This window comes from Romboutsia timonensis (assembly GCF_900106845.1).
GTDB lineage: Bacteria > Bacillota > Clostridia > Peptostreptococcales > Peptostreptococcaceae > Romboutsia > Romboutsia timonensis.
Genome location: NZ_LT629850.1, coordinates 665,722 through 683,154 on the forward strand (window position 1 = coordinate 665,722; position 17,433 = coordinate 683,154).

A 17,433-nucleotide genomic window follows, 5' to 3' on the forward strand; every position below is an offset into this window, starting at 1 on the left:
GAAAAAATGTATAAAAGAAGACAATCTAGAGAAGTAAGTGTTGGTAATGTTAAAATAGGAGGTAATAATCCTATAAGTATACAATCAATGACTAACACAGATACAAGGGATGCAGAAGCTACAATAGCACAAATAAAAAGACTAGAAGAAGTTGGATGTGATATTGTTAGAGTTGCAATACCTGACATGACTGCGGCTAAAAATATAGCAAAAATAAAATCAGAAGTTAATATACCAGTAATTGCAGATATACACTTTGATTATAGACTGGCACTAGAAGTAATAGACCAAGGAGTAGACGGAGTTAGAATAAATCCAGGAAATATTGGTAGCATAGACAGAGTAAAAATGGTTGTTGAAAAGTGTAAAGAGAAAAACTTAAAGATAAGAATAGGTGTTAACGGTGGATCACTTGAAAAAGAATTACTACAAAAGTATGGATCTGCAACTGCCGAAGCTTTAGTTGAAAGTGCAATGAATCACGTTAAAATACTAGAGGACTTAGATTTTAGAAATATAGTAATATCTTTAAAGTCTTCTGATATATACAAAACATTAGAAGCATACGAACTTATATCAAAGCAAGTAGACTATCCATTACACATTGGTATAACAGAATCAGGAAGTGTTAAAAAAGGAACTATAAAATCGTCAATAGGGGTTGGAGCATTACTTCTTAAAGGGATAGGAGATACTATAAGAATATCTCTTACAGGAGATCCTTGTGAAGAAGTTATAGTTGGTAAAGAAATACTTAGAAGCTTAGATTTATTAAATGACAAGATAAAAGTAGTATCTTGTCCAACTTGTGGAAGATGTAATATAGACCTTATAAGTGTAGTTAACGAAGTTGAAGAAAAGATAAACCATATGGAAAAAGATATAACAGTGGCTATTATGGGATGTGCTGTTAATGGTCCTGGCGAGGCTAGAGAAGCTGATATCGGTATAGCTGGTGGTAAAGGTGAAGGACTTTTATTTAAAAAAGGTGAGATAGTTAGAAAAATAAATGGAGATAGATTAGTTGAAGAACTATTAGAAGAAATAGATAAATATTAATAAAAAAAGAGAAGGTATATGATTTTAATAAAATCATATACCTTCTCTTTTTTATGTATAAGAAAATTATATAATGAAAAAAATATGGATAACCTATAAGTAACATCGATAGCTTTATAAACGTAAAAAATGATATTTGTTAAGCGGATATATCCATTGGAGAAAAGATCGAAGCAAATTTTTTTATTAAATTCAAGTGAATTTAAATCCATTTAAATAGTGATTAGAATAGCTAAATGTAGTAATAAAAATATATATAACCATAAAAAGTTTTTCATGAAAATTAAAGGAAATTTCATCGAATATGTATACAAAATGTTTGAATAATGTTATATTATTGTTTGTATTTGTCGAAAAAAATAGAAAAAAATAGAAAAAAATAGAAATAAATAGAAATAAATAGAAATAAATAGAAAAATGGAGGAAATAAAATGGAAGAAACAGTTGACTTAAGGGAGTACTTTGGAATTGTAAAAAAAAGATTTTGGATAGTTGCACTTATAACAATAATAGCAGTTGTTGTAAGTGGAGTAATAAGCTTTTTTATGTTAAATCCAGTGTATGAAGCAAAATCAACTTTAATAGTAAATACTGAAAAAAATGAAGAAACTCAAATGATAACTGGAGATCAATTTAATGTTACTCAAAAGCTTGCAGTAACTTATGGGGAAATAATAAAGTCAAGATCAGTATTAGATGATGTAATAAAAAATCTAAAATTAGATGATGAATATGGAGATTTAGTAAAGAATGTAACTGTATCCCCTGTAAAAGATACTCAAATTATAAGTATAAGTGTTCAAGATACTAATAAAGAAAAAGCAAGAGATATAGCAAATGAAATACCTAAAGTATTTAAAAAAGAAGCTAAAAGAATAACTAAAGCAAATGATATACAAGTAATAGATAAAGCGATATTACCTCAAAATCCTATAAAGCCAAATAAAATGATGAATATGGCAATAGCGGCAGTTCTTGGGGCAATGATTGGATTATTTGTTGTATTTTTAATAGAGTATTTAGACAATAAATTAAAAACACCACAAGATATAGAAAAACATTTAGGACTTTCGGTACTTGGTGTTGTACCTAATGAAAAATTAGAAAGATAGGAGGATATATATGAAAAATATGAACAGAATAATAAGTGTAAGAAATCCAAAATCTCCTATAGCAGAAGCTTATAGAGGAATAAGAACTAGTATAGAGTTTTCTAATTTAGATAAAGAATTAAAGGTTATAAATGTAACAAGTTCAACTCAAAATGAAGGAAAAAGTACTGTAATAGCTAACTTAGCTGTTAGTTTTGCAAACTTAGACAAAAAGGTACTTATAATGGAAGGAGATTTAAGAAACCCAAGTGTACACAGAATGTTTAATATAAGTAATGTAGAAGGGCTTACAGATATACTTTTAGGAAATAAGAATTTTACTGAATGTGTACATTGTACAGAGGTAAGAAATCTACATGTGTTAACTTGTGGTCCGATACCTCCAAATCCTTCTGAAATGTTGTCTTCTAAGAAGATAAAAGATTTTGTAGAAAGTTTAAGAGATTATTATGATTATGTCTTTATAGATGCACCTCCAATAGGTATTGTAACTGATGCTGGAATTATATCAACTTACACTGATGGTTGTATTTTTGTTGTTGGAGCAGGAGAGGCTGACATTGAGATGGCGAAGATTTCTAAGGAAAGGCTTGAAAAAGTTGGAGCTAATATTTTAGGTGTTGTTTTAAATAAGTTTGAAGCTAGTGGGGCTAATGGATATTATAACTATTATTATGAACAGGAGACTAGAAGGACGAGAAGAGGAAAAAGATAAATGGAATGGGGGATGGAAATGGAACAAATACTTAGACTTGATGAAAAAATTGATGAGAATGCAATAGCTATTGATTTTGTAACTTCAGAAATTAAGAATTCTGAAGGGTATTTATTTATAAAAAGATTTCTAGATATTATAGGTTCATTAAGTGGTTTAATTTTACTTTTTCCTATTATGATGTTAGTAGCTATAGCTATAAAAATAGAAGATCCAAAGGGAAAAGTGATATTTGGCCATATGAGAGTTGGAAAAGATGGTAGACTATTTCCTTGTTTAAAATTTAGATCAATGTTTGCTAATGCAGAAGAAATGAAGAAGAATTTTACAGAAGAACAAAAAAGAGAATATGCAGAGACTTTTAAGTTAAAAAATGATCCAAGAATAACGAAGGTTGGTAAGTTTATACGTAAGACAAGTTTAGATGAATTACCACAATTATTTAATATATTAAAAGGTGATATGACTATAGTTGGGCCAAGACCAATAGTTATAGATGAGTTAGAGTTTTATGGCGAGTGTGAGGATTATTATAAGGCTGTAAAACCTGGTCTTACTGGACTTTGGCAAGTAAGTGGAAGAAGTGATACAACATATGATGAAAGAGTAAATCTTGATATGGAGTATGTTACAACAAGAAATACTTTTAAGGACTTATATATAATATTTATGACGGCAGTTAAAGTTTTAAAAAGAGAAGGATCATATTAGTAAAAGGAGTTATCAATTATGTATGATTATTTAATAGTAGGTGCGGGACTTTATGGATCAACATTTGCATATGAAGCAACAAAGAGAGGTAAAAAAGTTTTAGTTATAGATAAAAGAAATCATGTAGGTGGAAATATATACTGTGAAAATATTGAGGGAATAAATGTTCATAAATATGGAGCACATATATTCCACACAAGTGATAAAGAAGTGTGGGACTATGTAAATGATATAGTTGAATTTAATAGATATACTAATCAGCCAATAGCTAATTTTAATGGTGAAATATATAATCTTCCATTTAATATGAATACATTTAATAAATTATGGGGGGTTATAACACCAGAAGAAGCTAAATTAAAAATTGAAGAGCAAAAAAAACAAGCAGGAATAGAAATACCTAAAAATTTAGAGGAGCAAGCTATATCCCTAGTAGGAACAGATATTTATGAAAAATTAATAAAAGGATATACAGAAAAGCAATGGGGAAGGTCAGCTACAGAGTTACCTGCTTTTATTATAAGAAGATTACCAGTAAGATTTTCATATGATAATAATTATTTCAATGATTTATATCAAGGTATACCTATAGGTGGATATAATAAAATAATAGAAAAAATGTTAGAAAAATGTGATGTTAGATTAGGAGTAGACTTCTTTGAACATAAAGATGAACTAGAAAAAAAAGCAGAAAAAATATTATTCACAGGTATGATAGATGAATTTTATGATTATAAGTTTGGAGTTTTAGAATATAGAAGTCTAAAATTTGAAACTGAAATATTAAATGAAGAAAACTATCAAGGAAATGCAGTTGTAAATTATACGGATAGAGACACACCTTATACTAGGATAATTGAACATAAACATTTTGAATATGGAACTCAAAATAAAACTGTAATTACTAAAGAATATCCGGCTGATTGGAAAATAGGTGATGAACCATATTATCCTATCAATAATGATAGAAATGATGAAATGTTTGCAAAGTATAAAGAATTAGCAGTTAGAGAAGATAAGTATATATTTGGTGGAAGACTAGCTGATTATAAATATTATGATATGCACAATGTAATAAGAGCGGCATTAGATAAAGTTAAGGAGGCTATGTAAAAATATATGGATATTAAGATATTAGTTGCTACACATAAAAAATATGACATGCCTTCTGAAGATATATATTTGCCTATTCATGTAGGAAGAGAAGGTAAAGAAGATCTTGGTTATCAAGGTGATAACCAAGGAGAAAATATATCATTAAAAAATTCAAATTACTGTGAACTAACAGGATTATATTGGGCTTGGAAAAACTTACAGTGTGATGTTATAGGTCTTAGCCATTACCGTAGATATTTTACTGATAAGAGTAAGTTTGAAGTAGCTAAAAATAAAAATAATAAAATGGATTTGATTTTAAATAAACAAGATATAGAGAAGATATTAAAGAATGCAGATATAATAGTTCCTAAAAAGAGAAATTATTATATAGAAACTATTTATAGTCACTATAAAAATGCACATCATATAAAAGATTTAGATGAAACTAGAAATATAATAGAAGAGTTATATCCTGAGTATTTAGAAAATTTTGATAGAGTTATGAATGGTAAAACTATTCATTTATATAATATGTTTGTTATGAAGAAAGAGTTATTTGATGAGTACTGTGAATGGTTATTTAATATATTATTTGAATTAGAAAAAAGAGTTGATATATCTGATTATGATGCATACCAAAGTAGAATATTTGGATTTATAAGTGAAAGATTATTTAATGTATGGATATTACAAAAACATATGTTAAGCAGAGAGATAGATGTTATTAATATAGAAAGTATTGAATGGATGCCTAAAATAATTAATTTTATGAAAAGAAAGTTCAAATGACTATATTAATATATTTATTTTTAATAGCTGTATTTTTTCCATATATAAAATTTTTTAACATAGGAACTAATACAGATACACAATTTTATTCAATTATTTTAGGTCTAATTATAATTATAATTTACTTAATAAATAGAAAATTTATTATTAATAAAAAATATGTCCAGATATCTACGTATATGTTTTTTGTAATAATAGTGTGCTTGATAGTAGATATAAAGTATAACATATTTGATATTGGGGATTTTGTTAGAGGGATATATGGATATGTTTCTATAATAATAATACCTTTTGCATCGTTTATATCAATAAAAATATTAATGCATAGTAAATTGGAGAAAATATTAAAAATATTTTATGGCATTTGGACAGGTATAGGCGTTTTACAAATTTTTAATAGAAATATATTTATAGGATGGAGAATAAGAAAGGTTATTACATCTGATAGAGGTGTTATATCGTTAGCTAATGAACCTGCATACTTTGTAATAATTTTATTAATGATAACTTTAATATTATTAATAATAAATTATAATAAAAATAAAAAATATATGATTTTAACAATTCTTTCATCCATAGTCTTAGCACAAAATGCTGTGGGAGTTGTATATTCTATATTATTATATATAGTATTTAATATTAAAAATATAAATATTAAGACACTTATAAAGTTTATAACAATACCTTTTATATTTATTATAGCTCTACTAATATATATGAATATTGATAAAGATAGTAGATTAACTCATTTACTAAGTCAATTAATATTAAATCCATTAGACTTAATATTTACAGATATAAGTTTAAATATTAGATTTGCACATGTATATATATCTTTAAAAGAATTTTTATCAAACTGTATGATGCCACATGGAGTTCTAGCTTGGGGGATTGAATATTATAACAATGTAATATCGAATCCAACACTATTTATAGAACCAATTTATAGATTCCAAAATGTTACAAATAAGATAGTTACTATGAATGGAGCATTATTATATGAAATTGGTATATTTGCTATACCTATGTACTTATTTTTATATAAAGCATGCAAAAAAATCCCATTTGGTAAAAAAATATATATATATATTTTTTTATTAGGTATTAATGGTTTAAATATTTCGAATCCAGCTTTCTTATTTTTAATAGGATATATTTTATTTTTTATAGATATAAATATAGGCAGAAATGGGGGTAATACTAATGATAAAAAGGTTATATATATGTAGGTCTTACTATCATATATATAATGCGATAAAGATGAGTAATTATAATACTGAATCTACAGTAGTATGCATATCAAAACAATTTGATGAAGAAAATTTAAAAAGTATGATACTTAGAGGAAATAACATATTCTCTAATATTAAATTTATTTTAATGGACGAGTTTGATAAAAAAATGTATAAAACCAATGAAAAAAAATATGATGAAATATATTTTTTTCATTGGAACATATACAAGAATGAAGAACGAAATATTTATAAAAACTATAAAAATTCTAGATTTTATATGATAGAAGATGGAGTAACTCACTATGATGTATTTAATAAAGATAAATTAACAAAAAAAATATATATTAAAACTATATTAAATTATATACTAACAGGTAAAAAGGATTTAGTACTAAAAAATAATGTAAAAAATATATATGTATCAAAACCTGAAAATTATCCTAAATATATGGAACATAAGTTGAAAAAATTAAATGAATTTTATAATGAAGAAAAGGAGATAAATTATAAAATTACTGAATTATTTGATATAAATACTAATTTTAACGATGAAAGTAAGAAATGTATAGTATTTACTCAACCATTATCAGAAGATGGATATATGCTAGAAGAATATAAAATAAACTTATATAAAGATATTATTGAATATATCAAAAAAGAAAAATATCAAGTTATTTTAAAAAAGCATCCAAGGGATAATTCTATATATAATTTAGATACAGATGTAATAAATTTATCAAAAGATTTTCCAGCTGAAGTGTTGAATTACATGCATATTAATTTTGAATTATCGATTTCTATTTGCAGTGGTATTATATATAATTTTAATTCAAAAAATAAAATTCAAATTGAGCCAAATTTCTTTAATATTAAAGACCATAGTGAAATAGATTATATATCTAAATTAAAACAAGAATATAATCAAATTTATATTTAGATAAGAGAGTTTCAATTTAATAAAAATAATTATAGTATCAAATGTAATTATATAAAGGAGTAATCTGAATGTTTAAATTAAAAAAAATATTAGCTATTATACCTGCAAGGGCTGGAAGTAAAGGAATAAAAGATAAAAATATAATAGATTTAAATGGAAAGCCTCTAATAGCATACTCAATAGAAGCTGGTCTTAAATCTAAATATATAGATAAAGTAGTAGTAACTACAGATGGAGAAGAGATAGCTAGAGAAGCTATAAAGTACGGTGCAGAAGTTCCATTTTTAAGGCCAGAATATTTATCATCTGATAATGCTAAGACAATAGATGCAGTAATACATTGCATAGAAGAAATGGAAAAATTAGGTGAGAAGTATGACTATGTTGTATTACTTCAACCGACACAACCATTGAGACAATCATGGCATATTGATGAAGCCATAGAATTAATTTTAGAAAAGAATGAAGAAGCATTAGTAAGTGTTTCAAAAGTAAAAGATAATCCTATACTTATTAGGAGTATAGATTCAAATGGATATGCTGTAAATTTACTATCAGAGTCTAGTACAAAAAGAAGACAAGACTTCCAAGATTTTTATAAAGTAAATGGAGCAATATATATAAATAAAATTAATCAAAACTTAAACAATAAAACTAGTTTAAATGATAATAAATTAGTTTATATAATGGATGAAAAATATGATGTAGATATAGATGAAATGCTAGATTTACAGATAGCTGAAATTATGATGTCAAATATGGATAAACATTAAATTTTAACATAAAATATATTTACTTATTTAGAATTGGCATTATATTAAAATATTTAATCAATAAAAGTAATAATCATTATAAAATAAGGTATTTATAATGGTTATAATTATATATTTTTATTATGTAAGCATAGAGTGAAGGGATCAGTAATGAAGAAAATAAAGAAAATACTACATTTTATTATATCAATGCCAAAGACAATATATTTTAACTTTAAATACCTTTCAGTAAAAGATGCTATAAAACTTCCTATTTTAGTATCTAATCGGGTATTTTTAGAAAATGTAGGTGGAAAAATCTTAATAGATGGTCCAGTAAAATTTAGAATGATAAAAATAGGTTTTTCAGAACCTGGATTATTTGACTATAAAAAGAATAGAAGTGTGTGGAGTAATAAAGGAACCATAATATTTAAAGGAAATGCATCTTTAGGTTCTGGTACGAAAATAGCCATAGATAGAGAAAGTGGAAAAATTATATTTGGTGAAAATTTTACAATAACAGCCAATACTCAAATATGGTCTAGAAATAGAATAGAATTTGGGAAAAATAATTTAATATCATGGGACAATATAATTATGGATACTGATAGCCATAAAATATATGACAAAGTTTCAGATAATTTATTAAATATTGATAAAGAGATAAAGATAGGCGATAACGTATGGATAGGTTGTAGATGTACAATCCTTAAAGGAACGATAATAGGTGATGATACAGTTATAGGTGCTAATTCTATGGTAAATGGAAATTATAGTAAATATAACAACGTAATAATAGGTGGAAATCCTATAGGAATCAAAAGAGAATGTATATATTGGAAAATATAAAACAGGGAAGGTTAAAATATGAATAAAAATTATATGCAAATAGGAAATAGAAAAATAGGAGAAGATTATGCTCCATTAGTAATAGCTGAAATAGGTATAAATCACGAAGGTAGTCTAAAAACTGCATTTGAAATGGTTGATGCAGCATATGAAGCTGGTGCTGAAGTTGTAAAACATCAAACTCATGTTGTTGAAGATGAAATGTCAAAAGCAGCAAAGAAAGTTATACCAGGAAATACAGATGTATCTATATATGATGTAATGGCAAGATGTGCTTTAAATGAAGAAGATGAAACAAAATTAAAAGAATATGTAGAATCTAAAGGAATGATATTTATAAGTACTCCTTTCTCAAGAGCAGCTGCAGAAAGATTAGAAAGAATGGGTGTACAAGCATATAAAATAGGTTCAGGTGAATGTAATAACTATCCATTAATAGATTTAATAGCTTCTTTCGGAAAACCAATAATATTATCAACAGGAATGAATGATATAGATAGTATAAGAAAATCAGTTGAAATAATGGAGAAACATGGTGTTAAGTATTCATTACTTCATTGTACAAACTTATATCCAACACCAGCTAATTTAGTTAGATTAGGTGGAATGGTAGAATTACAAAAAGAATTTCCAAATGCAATAATAGGATTATCAGACCATACAGTAAATAACAATGCATGTTTAGCTGCTACAGCATTAGGCGCATCAGTACTTGAAAGACACTTTACAGATAGTAAAGATAGACCAGGACCAGATATAGTATGTTCTATGGACCCTAAAGAATTAAAGGAATTAATAGAAGCTAGTAAAGAAATACAACAAATGAGAGGTGGAAAGAAAGAAGCTGCTAAAGAAGAACAAGTTACAATAGACTTTGCTTTTGCTACAGTAGTTACAACTAAACCACTTAAAAAGGGTGATATATTAACTAAAGAAAATATATGGGTAAAAAGACCTGGTACTGGTGAAATAAAAGCTGAACACTATGAATCTTTATTAGGAAAAGTAGTAAATAAAGATATAGAAGAGGATGAACATTTATGTTGGTCTGATATAGAGGGATAATGTTATGAGAAAAATAGTTTTTCTAACAGGAACAAGGGCAGATTATGGTAAATTAAAATCCCTTATGAAAAAAGTTGAAGAAAGTAATAAGTTTGAACTACATGTTTTTGTAACTGGTATGCATATGTTACAGAAATATGGATCAACTTATCACGAAGTTGAGAAAGATGGATTTAAGAATATATACAAGTATATAAATCAAAAATCTAGCTCAAGTCATCATATGGATATAGCTTTAAGTAATACTATTATAGGTCTTAGTAATTATTGTGATGAAATATCACCAGATATGATAGTAGTACATGGTGATAGATTAGAGGCATTAGCAGGAGCTATAGTCGGGGCTTTTAATAATATAAAAGTTATGCATATAGAAGGTGGAGAAGTATCTGGTACTATAGATGAATCGATTAGACATGCTATAACTAAAATGTCGCATTTTCACCTAGTAGCTAATGAAGAAGCTAAAAGAAGAATTATACAATTAGGTGAAAAAGAAGATTCTATATTTATATTTGGATCTCCTGATATAGATATTATGTACTCTAATGAATTGCCTAGTATAGATGATGTAAAAGAAAAGTATGATATAAACTTTGATAATTACGCTATACTTATGTATCATCCTGTTACTACTGAAGTTGATAAACTAGAAAAAAATATAAAAGAAGTAGTAGACGCAGTTATAGAATCAGAAAGAAATTACGTTGTTATATATCCTAATAATGATAATGGTAGTTCTATTATATTAAATGAATATAAGCGATTTGAAAATAGAGATAAGTTTGCAGTATATCCTTCTATGAGATTTGAATACTTCTTAACACTTTTAAAAGAATGTGAATTTATTATAGGGAATTCTAGCTCTGGAATAAGAGAAGCATGTGCTTATGGAAAATCTGCAATAGATATAGGTAATAGACAAAAAGGTAGATATAATGATGATATGACTAATATAAATCATGTAAATGAAGATAGTGAACAAATATTACAATCAATAAATAAATCGAAGTATTTAGATGAAGTAGCAGTATCTTACTTTGGTGATGGAAAAAGTGATGAAAAGTTTTTAGAAATTATATGTAGTAATGAAATATGGGAAAATGATATTCAAAAGAAATTTATAGATTTAGACTTTTAAAGGATATTGCTTATATATTAAGTTAATAAATGCACTTTCTATATAGGCAATATTAGATTAGATTGATTTGGAGAATAGATACAAATATGAGTAAGGTAGCAAAAGCAACTATAGGACTTATGTTAGCAACTGCAATAGCTAAAGGTCTAGGTTTTGGAAGAGAACTTGTATTAGCTTCATCTTATGGAGTATCAATGTATAGTGATGCATATCTTACAGCTATGAACATACCTGTAGTTATATTTGCAATTATTGGTATAACTTTAGCAACTGTATTGATACCCCTATATTTTGAAGTAAATAATGAATTAGGAGAAATTAATGCTCTTAAGTTTACTAATAATGTATTTAATATAGTTATCGTTTTATGTATATTATTAGCAATTATAGGTGTAGTATTTACAGAACAATTAGTTAAGATATTTGCAGTAGGTTTTGAAGGTGAAACTTTAAATATTGCAATACATTTTACTAGAATCACGATAATGAGTATTGTATTTACGGGGTTAAGTTATATAATGACAGCGTACTTACAAATAAAAAATAACTTTACAATACCAGGATTAGCAAGTGTGCCTAAAAATATAATAATAATAGTTTCTATAATACTTAGTGTTAAGTATAATCAATATATAATGATATGGGGAACTTTAATTGGAATAGCTACAGAATTTATATTCCAGCTACCGTTTGCAATAAAAAGTGGATATAAGTATCAACTATATATAAATATAAAGGATAAGTATATAAAAAAAATGTCTTGGTTAATAGGTCCTGTATTAATAGGAGTGGCTGTTAATCAAATAAATACTATGGTAGATAGAACTTTAGCTTCTACATTAGTAGAAGGAAGTATATCTGCTCTTAACTATGCAAATAAACTAAATGGATTTGTAATGGCATTGTTTATAACATCTGTTGGTGCTGTTATATATCCAATGTTATCAAAATTATCAAGCGAAGATAATAAAGAAAAGTTTATAAGTTCAGTAGTACAAAGTATTAATAGTGTAATTTTATTAGTGATACCTATATCGATTGGAGCAATAGTGCTAGCTACTCCTATTGTAAAGTTATTATTCCAAAGAGGGGAGTTTGATGCTAGAGCAACAAGTATGACTGCTATAGCACTTATAATGTACTCAATAGGTATGGTTGCATTTGGACTTAGAGATATAATAGGAAAAGTATTTTATGCACTGAAAGATACTAAAACTCCTATGATAAATGGTGCTATAGCAATGATTATGAATATAGTACTTAATATAATATTAGTTAAATACCTACAATTAGCAGGGTTAGCTCTTGCTACTAGTATATCAGCTATTGTATGTATATTCTTATTATTTGGAAGTCTTAAGAAAAAGATTGGATATTTTGGACAAGATAAAATAATTAAGACTACTATTAATTCTATTGTAGCAGCAGTTGTTATGGGCATTGTAACTTACTTTGTTTATAATATAGTAAGTAATTTACTAGGTTTAGGTTTTGCTAAGGAAGCTGTTTCTTTAGCTATATCTGTAGGAGTTGGAGCGATAACTTATGGAATATTAGTTGTAGTTTTAAAAGTAGATGAAATTAATGTTATAACTGACGTGATGAAGAAAAAGTTAAATAAGGTTGCATAGTTTTTAATGAAATATAAATAGTAAATGATTTAAATAAGGATATATATTGTATAAAGAATCATATAAAATATGTTTAAGATAAATTAAAATTAATTTAAATTACTGATGAGTTTGAATAATAAAAAAGTAAACTCTGTATGAAAATTATCAACTTACAGGGGGTTATTTGGAGGAACAAATATTATGAAAAAAACAGTAAGAAAAGCAATAATACCAGCAGCGGGACTAGGAACAAGATTCTTACCAGCAACAAAATCTCAACCAAAAGAAATGTTACCAATAGTTGACAAGCCAACACTTCAATATATAATAGAAGAAGCAATAGAATCGGGAATAGAAGAAATACTAATAGTAACAGGTCGTAGCAAAAAAAGTATAGAAGATCACTTTGACCGTTCTGTAGAGCTAGAACTAGAATTAGAGCAAAAAGGTAAAACTGAAATGCTTAAAATGGTTCAAGATATATCAAATATGGTAAACATTCATTATATACGTCAAAAAGAACCAAAAGGACTTGGACATGCTATATACTGTGCAAAAAGCTTTATCGGAAATGAGCCTTTTGCAGTACTTCTTGGAGATGACATAGTAGACAGTGAAACTCCTTGTTTAAAACAACTTATAAATGCATACGATGAATACAAAACATCAGTAATTGGAGTACAAAAAGTAGCCATTGAGGATACTGACAAGTACGGAATACTTGATGTTAAACATATAGAAGATAGAGTATATGAAGTAAAAGATATGGTTGAAAAACCAAATGTTGAAGATGCGCCATCAAATATAGCAATACTAGGAAGATATATAATAACACCTGCTATATTTGATATACTTGAAAATCAAGAACCAGGTAAAGGTGGAGAAATACAATTAACTGATGCCTTAAAAACATTAGCCACTCATGAAGCGATATATGCTTATGACTTTGAAGGAAGAAGATACGATGTTGGTAATAAGCTAGGTTTCTTAGAAGCTACAGTAGATTTTGCATTAAAAAGACCAGAACTTAGAGATGAATTCTTAAAGTTTATAAAAAGCAAAGGAGATAAATAAGACTCTAAAGAATTACAAAAAGTAGTAGTTACTGTAAGATAGTTATATAAACAAGCTATAGTCTCAATGTTATGGCTTAAGTATTATCAAAAACTAAAGTACAGAATAGTTAATATTTTCCAGGTAATAATTTATAAATACTTTAGAAAGAAGGTATATTATGAATGTATTAATTATAGGTGGAGCTGGATATATAGGAAGTCACACTGTTAAATATTTTTTATGATGATTTGTCAATTTAAGTACAACACTTTAGATTTAAGTAAAGACCTCTGTAGGTGTCTTGAAATCAAGATGCTTGCAAGGTCTTTTATTTATATAATTTTCAGATGAGATATGTACTAAGAAATTAGCTATATAGCATCTTTCATATGTAGCAATATATTTATAGCTTATAAATTTATGAACTTTCATGTTGAGTAATTTTGTATTTATTATTACCAATATGAACATAAATTTATGAGCTATTTTTTTACTCATTTTTAGATGTCGAACTTAATAATATAATTTATTATTTATATAAAACACATATATATGAAAAAATAATTTGTAAAACGTTCGTGATGAAACATAATATAATTTGTCGAAAAAAGTATATAGATAAAGAAAATATATGATGAAATATAAGAAGTTTTGTCGAAGGTATATACAAAAAAACAAGAATTGCTATATTACTCTATGCATAAAATAATTTGACGAAACATAAAAAAGTGGAGGTAAAAATGGAAGAAACAATTGACTTAAGAGAATACTTTGCAATTATCAAAAAGAGATTTTGGATAATAGCTCTTTTAGCAATTATATCGGCATTAATTAGTGGTGTAATAAGCTTTTTTATGTTAAATCCAGTATATGAAGCAAAATCCACATTAATAGTAAATGCTGATAAACAAGCAGAAACACAAATAGTAACAGGAGATCAAATAACTGTTACGCAAAAGCTTGCGGTAACTTATGGTGAAATAATAAAATCAAGAATAGTTTTAGATGATGTAATAAAAAATTTAAAGCTAGAAACTACATATGAAAGTTTATCAGGGCAAATAACTGTATCTCCAGTAAACGATACTCAAATTATAAGCATAAGTGTACAAGACACTAATCCTCAAAAAGCAAGGGATATAGCAAATGAAATACCAAAGGTATTTGAAAAGGAAGCTAAAAGAATAACTAAGGCAAATGATGTTCAAGTAATAGATAAAGCAACATTACCTAAAAATCCAATAAAACCAAACAAGGTTATGAATGTATTAATAGCATTTGTTTTAGGAACTATGATAGGACTTTTCGTAGTGTTTTTAATAGAGTACTTAGACAACAAAATGAAAACACCACAAGATATAGAAAAACATTTAGGATTATCAGTTATTGGTGTAATACCTAATGAAGATATAACTTAATAAATAAGAGGAAATTATGAGTAAAGTATTAGAAAAAATAATAAGTATAAGAAAACCAAAATCTCCTATTTCAGAAAGTTATAGGGGAATAAGAACTAGTATAGAATTTTCAAACTTAGATAAAGAAATGAAGGTTATAAATGTTACTAGTTCAATGCAAGGTGAAGGAAAGACAACAATAATAGCAAACCTTGCAGTTAGTTTTGCAAACCTTGAAAAAAAGTATTATTACTTGAAGGGGACTTAAGAAATCCAAGTGTACACAGAATGTTTAATATTAGTAATATAAATGGGTTAACTGATATATTACTAAACAACAAAATTTTTGCAGAATATGTACATCGTACAGAAGTTAAAAACTTGCATATTTTAACATGTGGAGCAGTACCTCCAAATCCATCGGAAATACTTAGTTCAAAGAAAATGAAGGATTTTATAAATGAGCTAAGAGAGTATTATGATTATATATTTATAGACACTCCACCAATTGGAGTTGTAACTGATGCTGGAATAATATCAACTTACAGCGATGGATGTGTTTTTGTTGTTGGAAGTAAGCAATGTGATGTTGAAATAGCGAAGGTTTCAAAGCAAAGACTTGAAGATGTTGGAGCTAATATAATTGGAGCAGTTTTAAATAAGTTTGAGACTGAGGGTAATGGTTATAATTATTACAATTATTATTACCAACATGAAAGCGGAAGAAAAGGTAGAAATAAGAAAAAGGCAGCTGCATTATAGGTTAATATATTAATTAATCTATTGTGCTAGTTCAAAATATTTTCCAAATAAAGTTAATTGATTTTAGCAAAAAACAATACCCCATAAGTCTAGTATTTGTAAAATTTAACCAAATACTAGACTTTTTATTTTAGATATAGAATCATAATTTCCTATCAATTTATTTATTAGAAATGAAATATTATGTCCTAATACTTTTATTGATATTCTTGTTATAAATCCAAGCATTGATTTACTTTTTACTTTATTTAGGTTTAATTGTTCTGTTAATTGAGAAAAGCTAGTTTCTATTCTCCTTCTAACTTTAAATATCAATTGTCTTATTTGTTTTGGATAGTTATCTTTACTATTTCCTCTTTTTAAAAATAGTAAATTTATATCTTTTTTAGTTTTTAACTCAGGCGTTAGCCTTTTGTTAATGTAACCTTTATCAGCTATAATAGAAATTGAATTATATTTAGCACATAAATCCCATACTGCATTTCTATCATCAACATTTGCAGGCGTTATAACATAGTCAGTTAAGAAACCATCTACTGTAGTAAGTGCGTGAAACTTAAAGCCAAAATAGGTTTGTTTTTTTGATGGACATACTCCATAAGAGGCTTCGCCTTTAAAACATTTACTAAAATGTGCTCTGCCAAACTCACAAACTGGAATCGGCATACTATCTATGACTCTTATATTATTCGAATAAGATTGAATATACAATGAAATATACTCTCTTATTTCATTAATTACAGAATGTAAATTTCGTTTTGTCCTGTTAAATCTAGTTCTATCTCCTAACTTTGGAAATAATTTTGAATATTCTCTGCTCAATAAGCTGAAAAATGCTTTTTCTGAATCTATAGTTAGAAGTTCACCAACTATACTTATAGTTATTATTTCGCTATCGCAAAGTTTGCTATCTTTGATATTGCGTCTATTTCTAATACTTATAGGTATGATATCATTATATATATCATCGACTATTGTAAAAATTATAGTAAATAAATCCGTTAAATTTTCTATTTTCTGGATATAATAATTATTAAGCTCCAACATTGTAGTAACCCTCCTTTAGATTGGTGATAATCTTAGGGTACTATATTTGTTGGAGTTTTATTATTGTAAAATTTAACTAGCACAACGGATTA

18 protein-coding genes are annotated in these 17,433 nt (G+C 26.7%); 17 read left to right on the forward strand and 1 reads right to left on the reverse strand.

Annotated features, from left to right (window positions below; translation table 11 throughout):
• The first annotated feature begins 6 nt into the window (after positions 1–6).
• The 17 genes from ispG (at position 7) to BN7997_RS05895 (ending at position 16,294) form a co-directional block, all read left to right on the forward strand.
• A complete protein-coding gene (gene ispG, locus BN7997_RS05820; RefSeq protein ID WP_071119915.1) occupies positions 7–1,059 on the forward strand; it encodes a flavodoxin-dependent (E)-4-hydroxy-3-methylbut-2-enyl-diphosphate synthase in 1,053 nt (350 codons plus the stop codon).
• A 431-nt stretch (positions 1,060–1,490) separates the two neighbouring features.
• Positions 1,491–2,171 carry a YveK family protein gene (locus BN7997_RS05825; RefSeq protein WP_071119916.1) on the forward strand — a complete coding sequence of 227 codons (681 nt, stop codon included), beginning with the start codon at positions 1,491–1,493 and terminating at the stop codon, positions 2,169–2,171.
• A 10-nt stretch (positions 2,172–2,181) separates the two neighbouring features.
• A complete protein-coding gene (locus BN7997_RS05830) occupies positions 2,182–2,886 on the forward strand; it encodes a CpsD/CapB family tyrosine-protein kinase (protein ID WP_071119917.1) in 705 nt (234 codons plus the stop codon).
• 18 nt (positions 2,887–2,904) lie between these two features.
• Positions 2,905–3,597 carry a sugar transferase gene (locus BN7997_RS05835; protein WP_083335132.1) on the forward strand — a complete coding sequence of 231 codons (693 nt, stop codon included), beginning with the start codon at positions 2,905–2,907 and terminating at the stop codon, positions 3,595–3,597.
• Positions 3,598–3,615: 18 nt separating this feature from the next.
• Positions 3,616–4,710: a UDP-galactopyranose mutase gene (gene glf, locus BN7997_RS05840; RefSeq protein ID WP_071119918.1), complete on the forward strand. Its 1,095-nt coding sequence runs from the start codon at positions 3,616–3,618 to the stop codon at positions 4,708–4,710.
• 6 nt (positions 4,711–4,716) lie between these two features.
• On the forward strand, positions 4,717–5,484 hold the full coding sequence (locus BN7997_RS05845) for a DUF4422 domain-containing protein (protein WP_071119919.1): 768 nt from the start codon (positions 4,717–4,719) through the stop codon (positions 5,482–5,484).
• A 179-nt stretch (positions 5,485–5,663) separates the two neighbouring features.
• On the forward strand, positions 5,664–6,713 hold the full coding sequence (locus tag BN7997_RS05850; RefSeq protein ID WP_143023177.1) for a hypothetical protein: 1,050 nt from the start codon (positions 5,664–5,666) through the stop codon (positions 6,711–6,713).
• Between the two features lie 31 nt (positions 6,714–6,744).
• The gene (locus BN7997_RS05855; RefSeq protein WP_207645582.1) at positions 6,745–7,656 is read left to right on the forward strand and encodes a polysialyltransferase family glycosyltransferase; all 912 of its coding nucleotides are present in this window, start codon (positions 6,745–6,747) and stop codon (positions 7,654–7,656) included.
• Between the two features lie 68 nt (positions 7,657–7,724).
• Positions 7,725–8,429, forward strand: a complete 705-nt coding sequence (locus BN7997_RS05860; RefSeq protein WP_071119922.1) for an acylneuraminate cytidylyltransferase family protein — start codon at positions 7,725–7,727, stop codon at positions 8,427–8,429.
• A gap of 150 nt (positions 8,430–8,579) precedes the next feature.
• On the forward strand, positions 8,580–9,260 hold the full coding sequence (locus tag BN7997_RS05865) for an acyltransferase (protein WP_071119923.1): 681 nt from the start codon (positions 8,580–8,582) through the stop codon (positions 9,258–9,260).
• Positions 9,261–9,278: 18 nt separating this feature from the next.
• Positions 9,279–10,325 carry an N-acetylneuraminate synthase gene (neuB, locus tag BN7997_RS05870; protein WP_071119924.1) on the forward strand — a complete coding sequence of 349 codons (1,047 nt, stop codon included), beginning with the start codon at positions 9,279–9,281 and terminating at the stop codon, positions 10,323–10,325.
• A gap of 4 nt (positions 10,326–10,329) precedes the next feature.
• Positions 10,330–11,466: a UDP-N-acetylglucosamine 2-epimerase gene (gene neuC / locus BN7997_RS05875; RefSeq protein WP_071119925.1), complete on the forward strand. Its 1,137-nt coding sequence runs from the start codon at positions 10,330–10,332 to the stop codon at positions 11,464–11,466.
• 86 nt (positions 11,467–11,552) lie between these two features.
• Positions 11,553–13,097, forward strand: coding sequence for a murein biosynthesis integral membrane protein MurJ (gene murJ / locus BN7997_RS05880; protein ID WP_071119926.1), 1,545 nt, complete (start codon positions 11,553–11,555; stop codon positions 13,095–13,097).
• 183 nt (positions 13,098–13,280) lie between these two features.
• Entirely contained in the window at positions 13,281–14,153 is an 873-nt protein-coding gene (gene galU, locus BN7997_RS05885) for a UTP--glucose-1-phosphate uridylyltransferase GalU (protein WP_071119927.1), read from the forward strand.
• A gap of 722 nt (positions 14,154–14,875) precedes the next feature.
• Positions 14,876–15,553, forward strand: coding sequence for a YveK family protein (locus BN7997_RS05890; protein ID WP_071119928.1), 678 nt, complete (start codon positions 14,876–14,878; stop codon positions 15,551–15,553).
• Between the two features lie 16 nt (positions 15,554–15,569).
• Entirely contained in the window at positions 15,570–15,800 is a 231-nt protein-coding gene (locus tag BN7997_RS16285; RefSeq protein WP_330385862.1) for a P-loop NTPase family protein, read from the forward strand.
• Between the two features lie 20 nt (positions 15,801–15,820).
• Entirely contained in the window at positions 15,821–16,294 is a 474-nt protein-coding gene (locus tag BN7997_RS05895; protein WP_330385863.1) for a CpsD/CapB family tyrosine-protein kinase, read from the forward strand.
• Between the two features lie 105 nt (positions 16,295–16,399).
• Here BN7997_RS05895 and BN7997_RS05900 read toward each other — a convergent pair whose 3' ends face one another.
• Positions 16,400–17,341, reverse strand: a complete 942-nt coding sequence (locus BN7997_RS05900; protein WP_071119929.1) for an IS982 family transposase — start codon at positions 17,339–17,341, stop codon at positions 16,400–16,402.
• Positions 17,342–17,433 lie beyond the last annotated feature (92 nt).